This is a genomic window from Brevibacterium album DSM 18261 (assembly GCF_000426445.1).
Classification (GTDB): Bacteria; Actinomycetota; Actinomycetes; order Actinomycetales; family Brevibacteriaceae; genus Brevibacterium; species Brevibacterium album.
Genome location: NZ_AUFJ01000009.1, coordinates 246618 through 261160, shown reverse-complemented (window position 1 = coordinate 261160; position 14543 = coordinate 246618). Strand labels below are relative to the sequence as shown.

10 protein-coding genes are annotated in these 14543 nt (G+C 68.2%); 6 read left to right on the top strand and 4 right to left on the bottom strand.

All coding sequences use genetic code 11. From position 1 onward, the window contains the following. Window positions 1-23 precede the first annotated feature (23 nt). Window positions 24-1283, top strand: coding sequence for an NAD(P)/FAD-dependent oxidoreductase (locus K318_RS0101245; RefSeq protein ID WP_029088123.1), 1260 nt, complete (start codon window positions 24-26; stop codon window positions 1281-1283). A 104-nt stretch (window positions 1284-1387) separates the two neighbouring features. Here K318_RS0101245 and K318_RS0101240 read toward each other — a convergent pair whose 3' ends face one another. The 4 genes from K318_RS0101240 to K318_RS0101225 form a co-directional block, all read right to left on the bottom strand. Further along, window positions 1388-2392: an aldo/keto reductase family protein gene (locus K318_RS0101240; protein WP_029088122.1), complete on the bottom strand. Its 1005-nt coding sequence runs from the start codon at window positions 2390-2392 to the stop codon at window positions 1388-1390. Window positions 2393-2440: 48 nt separating this feature from the next. After that, window positions 2441-3595 carry an XRE family transcriptional regulator gene (locus K318_RS18520; RefSeq protein ID WP_051297314.1) on the bottom strand — a complete coding sequence of 385 codons (1155 nt, stop codon included), beginning with the start codon at window positions 3593-3595 and terminating at the stop codon, window positions 2441-2443. After that, window positions 3592-4272: a hypothetical protein gene (locus K318_RS0101230; protein WP_029088121.1), complete on the bottom strand. Its 681-nt coding sequence runs from the start codon at window positions 4270-4272 to the stop codon at window positions 3592-3594. Before K318_RS0101230 ends, K318_RS18520 begins: the two co-directional genes overlap by 4 nt. Window positions 4273-4412: 140 nt before the next feature. Further along, window positions 4413-4646, bottom strand: a complete 234-nt coding sequence (locus K318_RS0101225; RefSeq protein WP_029088120.1) for a hypothetical protein — start codon at window positions 4644-4646, stop codon at window positions 4413-4415. 210 nt (window positions 4647-4856) lie between these two features. Between K318_RS0101225 and K318_RS18515 the strand changes: the two genes are divergently transcribed. The 5 genes from K318_RS18515 to K318_RS18510 all read left to right on the top strand — a co-directional run bounded on the left by K318_RS18515 (window position 4857) and on the right by K318_RS18510 (window position 14479). Beyond that, window positions 4857-6167: a CDP-glycerol glycerophosphotransferase family protein gene (locus tag K318_RS18515; RefSeq protein WP_051297313.1), complete on the top strand. Its 1311-nt coding sequence runs from the start codon at window positions 4857-4859 to the stop codon at window positions 6165-6167. 130 nt (window positions 6168-6297) lie between these two features. Continuing rightward, the gene (gene tagD, locus K318_RS0101215) at window positions 6298-6687 is read left to right on the top strand and encodes a glycerol-3-phosphate cytidylyltransferase (RefSeq protein ID WP_029088119.1); all 390 of its coding nucleotides are present in this window, start codon (window positions 6298-6300) and stop codon (window positions 6685-6687) included. A gap of 65 nt (window positions 6688-6752) precedes the next feature. Beyond that, window positions 6753-10502, top strand: coding sequence for a bifunctional glycosyltransferase/CDP-glycerol:glycerophosphate glycerophosphotransferase (locus tag K318_RS0101210; protein ID WP_084499483.1), 3750 nt, complete (start codon window positions 6753-6755; stop codon window positions 10500-10502). After that, window positions 10499-11704: a glycosyltransferase family protein gene (locus K318_RS0101205; RefSeq protein WP_029088117.1), complete on the top strand. Its 1206-nt coding sequence runs from the start codon at window positions 10499-10501 to the stop codon at window positions 11702-11704. The genes K318_RS0101210 and K318_RS0101205 overlap by 4 nt, the downstream gene beginning before the upstream one ends. Window positions 11705-11716: 12 nt before the next feature. Then, on the top strand, window positions 11717-14479 hold the full coding sequence (locus K318_RS18510; RefSeq protein ID WP_084499482.1) for a glycosyltransferase: 2763 nt from the start codon (window positions 11717-11719) through the stop codon (window positions 14477-14479). The last annotated feature ends 64 nt before the right edge of the window (window positions 14480-14543 follow it).

The following is a 14543-nucleotide window of genomic DNA, read 5'->3' as shown; positions in this document are numbered from 1 at the left end:
GAGAACGAGGAAGTGATCGGCCAGTGAAGATCTGTGTCATCGGCGCGGGAGTGCTCGGGCTGGGCATCGCCTGCGAGCTGAGCGCGGCGGGCCACGCCGTGACGGTGGTGGAGCGGGAGCGTCCGTTCGCGGGTGCGAGCCGCCGTTCGTTCGCGTGGATCAATGCGAACAACAAGTTCCCATCCTCCTACCACAGCATCAATGCGGAGGGCATCCGCGCGCACGCACAGCTGCAGGAGCGGCTCGCGCACACCCGGAGCGAGGACGGGGAGACCTGGTTCCATGTGAGCGGGGGCATCCTCGCGGACTTCGGCGGAGAGCGGACCGCGACCTATGCGAAGCGGATCGCGGATGCCGAGGCGGAAGGCTATCCCGTCCGCCGCGTCGCCGCCGCCGAACTCCGGGAGCTGGAGCCGGCGATCGCCTGGCCCGAGGACCTCGACGAGGCCCTGCTCCACCCCTCCGAGGGCTACCTCGACAACGACGTGCTGGGTGAGGTGCTGCAGGCGGCACTCGCACAGCGCGGCGTGGAGATCCGGACCGCCGAGGCGGTGCGGGTGGAGAGCGGGACTGCTGCGGGCGATTCTGCTGCCGGCGGCGGGACCGATGGCGCGGCGGATGGCGTCGGTGGCGCGGCCGGGCTCGCAGGCGGTGCGCGTGTGCACTTCTCGGACGGCAGCTCGGAGGCCTTCGACCGGATCGTGGTCGCGGCTGGGGCGGCTTCGCGGGAGCTGGCCGCGGCCTCGGGCCTGAGCATCCCCATGGCGGATCTCAGCACCGCGAGCGAGCGCACGCACAGCCTCCTCGGGCTCACCCAGCCTGCGGACGTGGACCTGCGTCATGTGTTCATCTCCGATCGCATCAATGTCCGACCGCGGCACGACGGCCGGCTGTGGGTCCAGGTGCCGCGGGTGGAGGCGCGCGTGGCCGAAGGGGAGTCCCCGGAGCTGCTGGCCGAGGTGTCCGCCGTGATGGAGGAGGAGCTGGAGCGCCTCTTCGGCGTACGCGTGCCGATGGAGACCGTGATCTTCTCGGGCCGGAGCTTCCCGGAGGACGGGCTCTCGATCATCGGCTTCCTCGACGAGGCGGAGACCGTCTACTGCGCGGTGACGCACAGCGGGATGACGCTGGCCGCGCTGTTCGCACAGCTGACGGCTCAGGAGCTCGCGGGTGAGGAGTCCGCACTGCTCGCGGACTTCCGGCCCTCGCGGTTCACCGAGGGGCGGACGGCGGGAGGGCGGTCCACCTCGGCGGACGACGCCTACTTCATCGGGAAGCAGTGAGCCGGAGGGCGTAGGGGCACGAGGCCGGAGGGCGCCCGCGGGCGGTGCGCACCTCCGCGGCTCTGCCCCCGGCTCACAGAGCCCAGCGCGGATCCCGTGCCGTGTCAGCTGGGGCGGGTCTCCGGGGAGACCGTCTTCGCCGGGTCGCGCTCGGCCAGGGCGCCCACGGCCTCGTCGATCGCCGTGAGGGTCTCGGCGTCGAGCTCCACGCCTGCGGCCAGCGCGTTCGATTCGATCTGCTCCGGCCGCGAGGCGCCCACAAGGGCCGAGGCCACGTTGTCGTTGGCGAGCACCCAGGCGATGGCGAGCTGGGCCATCGTGAGGCCGAGGTCGGCGGCGATCGGCTCGAGCTTCGCGACGGCGCGGAGGGTGTCCTCGGCGAGGAACTTCTCGATGGCCCTCGCCCCGCCGTGCTCGTCCGTGGCGCGGGAGCCTGCAGGCAGGGGCTGCCCCGGCCGGTACTTGCCGGTGAGGGCGCCCTGCGCGATGGGCGACCAGACGATCTGGCTCATGCCGAGCTCGCGGGAGGCGGGAATCACCTCGGCCTCGATGACGCGCCAGAGCATGTTGTACTGGGGCTGGTTGGAGACGAGCTGAATGCCCAGGTCCTTCGCGAGCGCGTGGCCGGCGCGGATCTGCTCGGCGTTCCACTCGGAGACGCCGATGTAGAGCGCCTTGCCCTGGCGGACCACGTCCGCGAACGCCTGCATCGTCTCCTCGAGCGGGGTCTCGTGGTCGTAGCGGTGGGCCTGATAGAGGTCGACGTAGTCCGTGCGCAGGCGCTTCAGCGAGCCGTTGATGGACTCCATGATGTGCTTGCGGGACAGCCCGGAGTCGTTGTGGCCCCTGGGGCCGGTGGGCCAGTAGACCTTGGTGAGGATCTCGAGGGATTCGCGGCGCTCGCCTTCCAGCGCCTCGCCGAGGACGGATTCGGCGACGGTGTTGGCATAGACATCGGCGGTGTCGAAAGTGGTGACTCCCGCGTCGAGAGCGGCGCGCACGCAGCTGGCCGCCGCCTCGTTCTCGATCTGCGAGCCGTGCGTGAGCCAGTTGCCGTAGGTGACCTCGGAGACCTTGAGACCGGAGTTGCCCAGATAGCGGAATTCCATCGTGTGATGCCTTTCTGTCTTTGCCCGTGGAGGGGAGGAGATGCAGTGTCAGCGGACCACGCGCAGCCGGGGGCGGGAGCCGGCCTCGGCGGTGGGAGCCTCGCCTGCCGCGGGGCCGTCGTGGCTGCCGGCAGCCGAGGCCGAGTCGGCCGGCGGAGGCGTGCCCGTCCCCGATGCCGTGAGCGCATGGCCGAGGGTGAGCCCGTGGATCTCCTCGGCGGGCACGCCCAGGAGGTCTGCCATCGCCTCGGTGCCGAGTCCGTGCTTCTCGCGCAGGCGGGCGAGCACGGTGGTGAATACGCGTGAGCGCTCGTGGAGGATGCCGTCGGGCTCGCCCGTCCGGTAGCCGAGGGAGGCGAGCTCCCCGGCCGTGGTCCGGTAGGTCCACTCCGTCAGCTGCCCCGTGGTCCGCAGCCGGTAGGCCAGCGCGACCGCCGAGACCCGGAACCGCCTCTTCGCCGCGAGGATAGAGGTGACGGACGGCTCTCGGCCCAGTACCGCGGAGACCTCGGCCGCGGGCAGCAGGAACGCCGAGGCGAAATGATCCGCCTCCCGCTCGATGTCCGTCACGGCGGTCTCGTCCAGGCACGAACCCGAGTGGAGCACGAGGTGGCCGAGCTCGTGGGCGAGGTCGAAGCGGGCGCGCTCCGCGGTCTTCTGCCGGGACAGGAAGACGTATGGGGCGCCGTCGTCCCACACGCTGAAAGCGTCCACATCCGAGGTCGAGCCGGGCAGACCGAGGACGCGCACCCCTTTCGACTCCGCGAGCTGGACGAGGTTGGGAGCGGGCATGACGCCGAGGTCCCACTGTGCGCGCACGGTCACCGCAGCGCTCTCCGGCTCCATGCCGCTGAGGTCGGGCAGGTTCAGCGCGGGCAGGCGGAACCGGTCCGTGATGAGGCGGTAGACCTCGGTCCCGGTCCGGCCCGCGGCCACAGCGGAGTGCTTGACGCGCGCGGAGGTGCGCCTGCGGGCGCGGAAGAAGGCGCGGGTGCCGTCGATGGGCTCGACCTCGCCGCGGGTGAAGTAGCCGAGCCGGAAGCCCGTGGCCTGGGCGAGGGCGGGGGCGAGGCGCTCGGGTGCCCCGCGGGTCTCGTAGTTCGTGACTGACCGCGGCTCGACTCCCAGGTGCCGTGCGAGCTCCGCCTTCGTGAGTCCTGCACGGGCGCGGGCGAGGGTGATGCGGGTGGGCTCGAGTCTCACGCGATCTCGTCGATGTCGAAGGGAACCTCGTCATCGGTGTGATGGTGCGGACGCATCGGCACCTCGAAGCCGGAGGTGTCCACAGGGGGCAGGAGGATGCGCCGCCGCCAGCGGGAGAAGACCACGGCGTCGGGCTCGTCGTCGCCGCTTCCGGAGAGGAGGGGCAGGGAGAGCTCTGCGCGGAACTCCGGGCTGTCCTCGAACCAGTGGTAGAGGAGGAACCAGATGTGGTCCGCGGTGAGATCCGCGGGTTCGGCCTCCGGGCTCAGCAGGGCGAGGCCGGTCTGGGCATTGCGGCGGACGGCATCGACCGTGGCCGGGCCGCGGTGGCTGAAGGTGGAGGGCTCCACATCCGGTGATACGCCGGTGGCGTGGTTGCCGCGGACGGGCATGAGCGTGATGCGGCCGTCGGGGGAGACGATCCGGGGTGAGTTCCCCGGGTTCACGCGCTTCCACCCGCGTTCGCCGAGGGTGTGGCGCAGGTGCGCGACAGTCTCTGACCACAGGGTGAAGCCGGGAGCGGTGACCGGGTGGTCCGCAGTGATCCGGCCCGCAGCCCGCACGCCCGCGGCCACCGCCGAGGTGAGGTCGTCTGCTCTCAGGCCCATCTCTGCAAGAGCCGTATCGGCCTGCATATCGGATGCGTTCCGGGTGTGGGAGAGCTGCTCGGGGATCATGGACGCTCCTTCCGCCGCCCTCAGTCTAGTGCGCGAAACCGGAAAATGCACCGGCTCGGATACCGTCGAGGTCCTGTCGGATGGAACGCCGCTCGGGGCTGGGGGAAGCGGTCCGGCACCGGACGGAGCCGGGCGGAGCTTCACACCTGATCGCGGGCCTGGGGGTGGCCGGCCTCCCTCGCGCAGTGCGAACAGCAGTAGGTGGAGTTCTCCGATTCCACGCCGTGGCCCAGGATCATGCATCCGCAGTGCGCACAGCGCGGGGCCATGCGGTGGGCCGCGCACTCGAAGCTGTCGAATGTGTGCGACTCGCCGCCGCGGGTCAGGGTGAACGCGTTGTCGTAGGTGTTTCCGCAGGTCTCGCAGACTGCCATGGCACTGCCTCCCGAGAGTGGGTGATTCGCATGGTCACATGTGCATATGCGGTTTCGTCCCAGGATGCCGGGATTCGCGTATTCAGTCAAGGAATCCTGTTCTCTCGGACAAGCGGACGCGTTTCCCCGGCGAACGTGCGGGAGGCGCCGTGAGGAGGCGATGGCGATCCGCGGGAGGAGCTCCGTGCTCCTCTCGCTAGGCTGGATACCATGAGCAGACTCCGTCCCCGTGCCGTCGCTTCGAAGGCCGTCTCCGCCGTGCGGCGGGGCACCGCCCTCGCCAGGCGAGCAGGCGGCACAGCCGCCGATCGACTCGCGGCCGCGCGGACCTCTCGGGTTCTGGGCCCGCGCGATGATGACGCTTTCACCGTGATCGTGCACTTCGCGGGTGATGCGGCCTCGGCCTATCAGCTGGAGCAGTGGCTGTGGCCCCTGGAGCGGCTGGCCGCGGAGGAGTCGGTGGGCATCCTGTGCCGCGGGGCGCGGACGGCGGAGCGGATCGCGGGGCGGACGGGCCTGCCGGTGCGCTATGGGCGGAGCATCGCGGATCTCGATGCGGTCCTGGGGGCGGAGTCCGTGCGCTGCGTCCTCTACGTCAACCAGGCCACGCAGAACTTCCACGCGCTGCGCCACCCCCGGCCGGCTCACGTCCATCTCTCGCATGGTGAGAGCGAGAAGGCCTCGATGGTGACGAATCAGCTGAAGGCCTATGATCTCGTCTTCACGGCGGGGGAGGCAGCGCGGGAGAGGCTGAGGTCCCAGCTCATCGGCTTCGGCGAGGACCGGATGATCGATGTGGGGCGCCCGCAGCTGGACCAGCCTCGCCCCCTGCCCCGGGAATGGATGGATTTCGCCGCGAGCCACCCGGCGCGGCCGGGGAAGACGGTCCTCTGGGCGCCCACGTGGGAGGGCGATTCCTCTTCCATGGCATACGGCACGCTCACGCGCAGCGGCGAGGCGCTGGTCCGGGAGCTGGCGAGCGCGGGTGCGCGGATCATCTATCGACCTCACCCGAGGACGGGGTTCCTGGACCGGGAATTCAGGAATGCACACAGACGAGTGAGCGAGCTCGTGGCGCAGGCCGGAGGCTTCGTCGATGTGACGCCGGCGGTGGGCTGGCAGTTCGACGTCGCCGATGCCTGCATCGCGGAGATGTCCTCGGTCGCCTTCGACTGGCTGGCGACGCACAAGCCGCTGGCGCTGCTGGAGCCTGCGGACGCGCGGGCGGTGCGGCAGCGGGGCGGGCTGTTCGACCGAGTGCCGTCGTTCCCGGCTGAGAATGCCGCACAGGCGGTGGCCTCCGTGCTTCGACAGCTCCCCGGAGTCTCCGGGGGGCACGGAGGTGCGGCCGGGGAGGGCGGGGGTGCCTCGGGCGCAGAGACGGATACGAGAGAGCTCGCAGCGGCGGCCGAACACTACCTCGGTGACACCGCGCCGGGAGCGCAGATGCGCAGATTTGCTGACGCGGTGCGTCGTGTCGCAGAGGAGCGCGTCATCCTCCTGCGGGCACGGGCTGGCTGAGGCCGGAGGCAGCTTTGGAAGGCCGAGCCTGGGGGACTGCTGGGTGAACGGCGCGGTGACGGTGGGTTAATCTGTCTGGGTTCGGGACGCCCGTCCCTGCCCAGCCCCAGACCCACCGAACGGAGCATCGATGCGCCGGATCATCACCTACGGCACCTTCGATCTGCTGCACTACGGCCACATCCGCCTGCTTCAGCGCTGCAAGGCACAGGGCGACTACCTGGTCGTCGCCCTCTCCACCGACGAGTTCAACGCAGGCAAGGGCAAGAAGTCGTACTTCTCCTACGAGGAGCGACGCAACATGCTCGAGGCGATCCGCTATGTCGATCTCGTCGTCCCGGAGGAGACCTGGGAGCAGAAGGAGGCGGATATGGAAAAGTACCACATCGACGCCTTCGTCATGGGTGATGATTGGACCGGGAAGTTCGACTTCCTCAAGGACAAGGTCGAGGTCATCTACCTGCCGCGCACGCCGGAGATCTCCACCACTCAGATCAAGAACGACCTCGGCGGGAGCTGAGGTGCATCGGCCGGTCGGTCGGAGGGGCGTTTCAGGCAATCGTGAAGGGTGATCGAGAAGTGGCGATGAGAAGACGTCTGCTGACGAAGACGATGCGGGCTGCGGCCCCTCTGCTGTCTCGCATCCCGCTGAAGGTGCGCAAGGGCGCCCGTGAGCGCGTGGATCCGACGATCGCATGGGGCGTCGCCCGTTCTCTTGCGAGCAGAGGGCGCGCGGGGGAGGGACCTCTCGTCACGGTGGTCGTGCCCGTCTACAACGTGCAGGCGTATCTGCCGCGCTTTCTGGCCAGCCTCGCCGCTCAGACATATCGGAACCTCGAGATCCTCATCATCGACGATGGGAGCCCGGACCGTTCCGCGCAGATTGCGCGGGCCTGGGCTCTGCTGGATCCGCGGATCCGCGTCGTGAGCCGCGAGAACGGCGGCTTGGGCGCAGCGCGCAACACCGGTGCTGAGGAGGCGAGGGGCGAGTACATCACGTTCGCGGACTCCGATGACGAACTGGCACCCGATGCGATCTCCGCCATGCTGAGCACGCTGCGGCGCACCGGCTCCGATTTCGTGGTCGGCACCATCGTCCGGCTGCAGGGAAACCGGAAGTGGATTCCCCACTGGGCACGATCGGCGCACCGTGAGACGCGTCGCTCCATCACCCTCGCCGAGCACCCTCAGATGATGCTCGACGTGTTCGCATGCAACAAGCTCTGGCGGACTTCCTTCTTCCGCGAGGTCGTCGGCGGGTTCCCCACTGGCATCGCCTACGAGGATCAGGAGCCCTCGCTCAAATCGTATCTGGGAGCGTCGGCGTTCGATGTGATTCCGGATCAGGTGTACTACTGGAGGGTCAGGGACGACGGGTCATCCCTGTCACAGCAGAAGACGAAACTCCGGGACCTGGAGGATCGTCTGCAGGTCACGCAGGCCTCCGCCCGGCTCATCCTCGCCCACGCGGATCGGGCTGTCCGCGAGGAGTGGTTCCGCAAGCTTCTCGCATACGACTTCATCCAGTACGCGGAGCAGGTTCCGAGGACCGGCCCGGAGTACTTCGAGGTTCTCTCTCGGGGGCTTCGGGAGATCCTGGATCTGTTCGATGAGGTGCCCTGGGAAGCGGTGCCGATCTATCCGCGGCTTGCCGGACGCTTCGCGGCCAATGGTGAGTACGAGGACCTTCTCAGCGTGCTCAACGGGAAGATCACGAGGGGCACCGGCTACCGACTGGAGCAGAGCGGCCCCACTCTGCTCGCGGTGCCCGGATACGCGGAGGAGTTCCGCGCGGCGCTGCCCGAGCGCCTCTATGAGATCCGGCCGGAGAGCCTGGAGCTCGTGACCCGCGCGGAGCGCGCCCAGTGGCTCGACGGGGACCGGGTGACGCTGGAGATCTCCGCGTTCTGCCGCAGCGCTTTCGAAGACGCTCCCGACGAGGGCGGAATCACTCTCTCGATCGAGAACACCGCAACCGGAGAGCGACGGGAGCTGAGCACTGAACGGTGTCTCGCTCCCCACCTCAACGAGGGCTCTGGATCGGAATGGCGAGATGCCCGCGGTTCGGTGGTGCGGACCACCATCGACACGCGGGAGCTGATCGCTTCCGATTCCGGTGGCGGGGTTCTGTGGAGACTGCTCGCCACCGTGACGGTGGGCGGGCACGCTGTGACCGAGATCGTCAAGACCCGGGCTGGAGACGCCGGTGCCGCAGTGCTGGGGTTCTCCTCCTTCTCCGCGGGGGTGCGCACCGTGCTCACCCATGATGATCTCGACGGGCTGGTCCTCAGGTCTGCGAACCCGCAGGTCTGGGCCCATACAGAAGAGGTTGACGGCAGGCGTCTGAGGCTGACGGCCGAGGCGCTGAACGGGAAGCACATCCTCAAGCTGGTGGTCTCCAATCGACGCTCGTGGCAGTCGTTCTCTGTGAAGCCCGTCGGCTACGACCACTGCGGGCGTGCAGAGTTCGACTTCGAGCTCCCGCAGCTCCCGAACCAGCATCGGACTGCTGATCGTCATACATGGCAGATCAAGGCGGAGTTCGCCGATGGGCGGTCCAATCAGGTTGCGTCGTCCTCCTCGACTCACGAGTTCGATGAGCGCAGCTGTGCACCTGCCCCGCTGATGCTCTATGCCAACAGCCACGGCTATCTCCGCGTGATCGAGCACCCCTTCCTGTTCACCTGCGACGGCCTGGAGCTGAGCCCGGATGGAACGGTGATCCGCACGACCGGTGTGCTCCGGTCCTCCAGCCCGGTCGAGCCATCCGCTCTCTCCCTCTCCGGCGCCGGGGTCGACATCGCGCCGTCGGAGTTCGAATGGGAGGACGCGCATGGCAGATATTCCGCAGCCTTCCCCCTCACCCGCACAGACTGGTACGGCCGGACGACGGGGCTGTCCCACGGCGGTTACACGCTGCGGTGGACAGCCCCCGCGGTCCGCGGGGACGGGCAGGCCGAAGTGCAATGGGCACTCGTGTCCGATGCCGATGCCAACCGCTTCCCTCTTTGGCGCGGTGGCCGCTTCAACCTCATCCGAGCGACGCGCACCCGGAGCGGAAGGGCTCTGTGGCTCCGATTCTCGGCCCCCAGCGCACCAGAGGAATTGGGGTTGCGCAGTCGGCGTCTCATGATCGACGAGGCATTGCGGCAGAACGCACGCGATGGTCTCGCGGAGACTGTGGTGTTCGAGAGCTACCACGGGAAGCAGCTTGCGGACAGCGTGCGCGCCCTCTGGGAGACCGTGCGCGAGCAGCACCCACATCTGCAGACGTACTGGTCCGTCGCCTCGTCCGCGGTCTCGGTGCCGGAAGGCGCCGTGCGGATCATCCAGGGAACGCCGGAATGGCTCGAAGCTGTCCACCGCTCCCGTTACCTCGTCAACAATGCCAACTTCCCGGGCTACACCCGCCTGCAGGACGGGCAGCGGTACATCCAGACCTGGCACGGCACCCCCATGAAGAGGATCGCCGAGGACATGCCCCCGGAGAATCTCTCCCTGGGCTACCGGCTGCTCATGCGCAGAGAAGTCGCGCGCTGGGAGTTCCTCCTGGCGCAGAACCCGTTCTCGGAAGAGGTCCTGCCTGCCGCGTTCCGGTATTCCGGTCGTACGCTCGCTCTCGGATACCCCCGGAACGATGTGCTCCGCTCACCCGATTCGGCCAGCACGCGAGCCGCTGTGCGTCATCGGCTCGGCATCGACGAGGACGCCCCCGTCGTGCTCTATGCGCCCACCTTCCGCGACTCCAAGAGGACTGCGGGCGGCTTCGTCTTCGACACGGCCTTGGACTTCTCCGAGCTCACCTCGATGCTGCCGGAGGGGGCAGCGGTGCTGGTGCGCGGCCATGCGAACACCGTTCCCCCCGATCTGGCGCCCCATGCGGGCAGCATCATCGACGTGGGCACGTATGGGGAGATCAGCGAGCTGTTCCTCGCCGCCGACGTCCTGGTCACGGACTACTCCTCCCTGCTCTTCGACTTCGCGGTCACGGGCAAGCCGATGATCTTCTTCGTGCCGGATCTCGAGGAGTACGAGTCGTCCACGCGGGGCTTCTACCTGGACTTCAGGGAGATCTGCCCCGGGCCGATGACCCGGACCACGGCGGAGACGGGGAGCCTGGTCCTCCGCGCCCTTGCGGACCCTGGGTCCTTCCGGGACAAGCGCTATGAGGAGTTCGTCGAACGGTTCGCACCCTGGGATGATGGGCACGCCTCTGCCCGTGTGCTGTGTGAGCTCGAGACCGCGGGCTGGTTCGGCGCAGAGGCGGATGCCGCCGTGGTCTCTCGGGAGTCTGGATCGTCCAGCTCCGCCTCTGCTGCAGGAGAACGGCGATGATCACAGTCGAACAGGTCAGCTCTGCGGTGCTCCCGGCAGGCTTCCCCGCAGTTCGCGCGATGCCTCGACCCTCGGAGCTGAGGCAGGAGGGCTACGAGAAGCAGTACGATTCCATGACCGTCTTCTGCGATGCTTTCTATTCCGACGGCCGCATTGTCCTGTCCGGCCCGCCGCTGTTCAATCTGCGTGCAGCGATCGACTCCGGCAGCTTCAGGCTCGATCGGCTCCTGCCGATGCGGCCCAGGCTCAGCGACCTGTGGAAGACTCAGCGGTCCTTCGTGGACTGGGGCACCTATTCACTGCCGCGGAAGGTCTTGCGCAAGGCTGTTCTCGCCCTCGCCGGGTGCCGGGTCCTGTCGTTCGATGTGGCCTCCGAGGGGAGGACCGCGAGCTTCCGGATGCCGCTCCAGCCGGACGGTGCCGCGCGGTTCTCAGGTCGCAGGGTTCTCTTCACCCTGCAGAAGGGGAATCGCCTCGAGTGGGTGCGCGACTGGGCCGAGTACTACCACCGGATCCACGGCGTCGACGCCGTCGTCATCTACGACAATGGCTCCCCGGACTATCGTCCTGAGGACCTCGCGAAGGTGCTCTCCGAGGTCGACGGCATTGAGGAGGGCTGCGTGCTCTCGTGGCCCTTCCCTTACGGACCGGGGTCTCCGCGAGACGATACCTGGGACTCGGATTTCTGCCAGTACACCGCACTGGAGCACATGCGCTGGCGGTTTTGCCGAGACGCAGAGGGCATCATCAATGCCGACATCGACGAGCTCGTGGTCTGCGATGACGGACGTTCGGTGTTCGATCATCTCAAGGATTCGGAGTCGGGCTTCGTGGCGTATCAGTGCAACTGGGTGGAGGCTGTGGCGACCAGGGAGATCGGTGCGGAACGTCACTTCTGGGACTTCGTCTACCGTTCGAAGAAGCGGATGCTCGGCACCAAGAAGTGGACGGTCGATCCTCGCAGGATGCCGGACGATTCGCAGTTCTGCGTGCACCGGGTGAAGGACGGCCCAGTGCTGGAAGTCGATGAGTCCATCCGTCACCGGCACTTCTTCGCGATCAACACCGATTGGAAGCGGGAGCGGTCCGCGGTGCGACCAGTCGATCCCGAGATCCACTATGTCGACGAGCCGCTTGTGGCTGCGCTGGCAGAGGCATTCGGTGAGAACCGGCTGCCTGAGGACGTGCGCGCTGCGAGCTGAAGGAGACCGAGAATGAAGCGACCGCGAAGTGGCGTGCCCGGGGCGAAGGCCACGGCGCGATCAGCGCTCGCAGCTGCGAAGTCGGGTGCCATCAGGGCGCTGCCCGATTCCGCGGGCGCCCTGCTGCGCTCTCTGCGTCCGATGCTCGGCTCGCAGGCGCGCGTGCAGGCAGCCGCTGCGCGCAGCTCTGCGAGCGGCCTGCGCGGTGCTGTGGGGGAGGCCCGGAGGTCCCTGGGCTCGTATCGCAGGGCTCGCGCGTTCGAGGCCGCCTGCGCGAAGCCGCTCGACCCCCGCCTCGTGGTGTGGGAGAGCTTCGGCGGGAACGGGGCGCTGTGCAACCCGGCGGCGCTGTTCCGCGAGGTCGTCGATGCGCCCGATCTCACTCATCTCACACACGTCTGGATGCTCCGTCCGGAAGCCATCGCCGCTGGCGGGGGGCTGCTCGACGAATTTGCGGACCATCCTCGGGTGAGGACTGCGGCCTATCGCAGTCCGGAATACTTCGCGCTACTCGAACGCGCCACCGTCCTCGTCAACAACGCGACCTTCCCCGTCGAATACGTCAAGCGCGACGGGCAGGTCTATCTCAACACCTGGCACGGCACCCCACTCAAGCACATGGGCTACGACGAGCCTGACGGCGCCTGGGCCTCGCGCAACGTGCTGCGCAACTTCCTCTCCGCGGACTATCTGCTCTCCTCCGGTCCGTACATGACAGAGCGCATGTACCGCGATGCCTACCGGCTGGAGGGGGTCTTCTCCGGGCTCATCGTCGAGGACGGCTCTCCGCGCACCGACCTGCAGTTCGCCGAGGCCGGGAGCTCCACCGAGACAGGCCGGGGTGTGCCCGTCCTCCTGTACGCACCCACGTGGCGGGGGAAGTCCTTCCGTGCTCCGCAGGTCGAGGTCGCCGCCCTCGCAGAGACCCTCAGTCGTCTCAGGAGCATGCCCGAGCTCGAGGGCTGGGAGATCCGGCTGAAGGTGCACCAGTCCGTATATGCGGCGGTTGCCGATGACCCACGGCTTGCGGGTGCGCTGGTCGAGAACTCCGTCGAGACGAACGCACTGCTGGCCCGGACCCGTCTCCTCGTCACCGACTTCTCGTCGATCTTCATGGACGCGCTCGCGACGGACATTCCCGTGGTCTTCTTCGCCGAGGACCACGCGGAGTACCTCGCCGCCCGCGGCACCTACGTTCCGACTGAGGATCTGCCCGGTCCCGTGACCACGGATCTGGACGGACTCTCGGACGCACTGCGGGAGATCCTCGCCCATGAGCGCGCAGAGCCGCGACAGGGAAGGTTCGCGGAGTCCTATGCTGCGGCGAGACAGCGGTGGGTGCCCCATGACGACGGAGGCTCCGCCGCCCGTCTCGCAGATCTGGTGTTCCGAGGCCGGGCCGAGGCCGTGCACAGGCTCGTGGATCTGCGCCCTTCCGGGGGGAAGGCGCGTCCGCTGAGACTGGTCGTTCACCTGGGCGGTCTCAAGCCCAACGGGATCTCGACCTCGGCGCTCGGGCTGCTGAGTGCTCTCGACCCGCAGTGCTTCGATGTGACCGCCGTGTACCCCGACCCCTCGGAGCCTGCACGGCGCGAGGTGCGCAGCCGCATCCCGCGCCACATCCGCCAGCTGCCGGTCGGTGCCGGGCTCGACCGCTACTCCCTGGCGTCCTCCTACACCCGTCAGCTGGATGGGCACCGGCCGGCGACGGGAACCCCGGAGCGTGACGCGGATGGGGCTCTGTGGCGACGGGAATGGCGCCGGATCGCCGGCGAGGCGCAGTTCGATGTCGCAATCGACTTCTCCGGCTACAGCGCGAAATGGGCGCGGATGATGCTCACGGCGGACTGCGGTCGCAGCCTTCTCTGGATGCACAACGACCTGCTGGCCGACTCCCGGAGGGTGGTCTCCGGTGCTCTGCCGTACTCCCGGTCGCTGCGTTCGGTCTTCGCGCTGCTGAAGGACTTCGACGGACTCGTCTCCGTCTCCTCCGAACTCGCCGCCATCAATGCGGAGAATCTCAGAGACTTCGCAGATGCCGGTTCTTTCCTCCATGCGCGCAACACCATCGATGCTGCCGCGATCCTCGCCGGTGCGGGGCGTGAGAGCGTCGACGGTCAGCAGACCGGTGACGTTGACGCCGGACTGATCCCCGGTGACCTCGACAGTGCGCTCGATGCGCTGCTGGAGCGGTACGGACGCGCCGGTCTGGAGGAAGCGGTCGAGAGGCGGAGTCTGTACTCCGCGCTGCGCTCCCGCCGCGGTGAGGGGCCGGTCTTTGTGACGGTGGGCAGGATGTCCCCGGAGAAGAACCACGCCCGGCTCCTCGAGGCCTTCGCCCGCGTGCTCGAGGAGCAGCCGGAGGCGCTCCTGGTGCTCGTGGGCGACGGACCGCTGCGGGAAGAGCTGGAGGACCGCGCAGAGGGGCTTGGCATCGCCGCCCGGGTGATGATGACGGGCCGGATCCCGCATCCCTACGTGGTGCTGAGCGAAGCGGACTGCTTCGTTCTCTCGAGCGACTACGAGGGGCAGCCCATGGTGATCCTGGAGGCGCTCGTGCTGGGCCTGCCGGTGATCAGCACCGCCTTCGGCTCCGTCCGGTCCGCGCTGCCTCCCGGGAGCGGGCGCGTCGTGGAGCGGAGTGCAGAGGCGCTGGCCGAGGCCATGCTCGACTGGCGATCCGTGCCCGCTCCGGAGTTCGACGCCGCGGCGTACAACGCCGAGGTCGTCGAGGAGTTCGCCGCAGTGGTGAGCGGGCGCGGCTCCGACGACTGATTGGCCGGCTGATGAACGGCCGGTAAACTGGTCTGATGTCCATAGACGGAAGCGCAGGGGGACC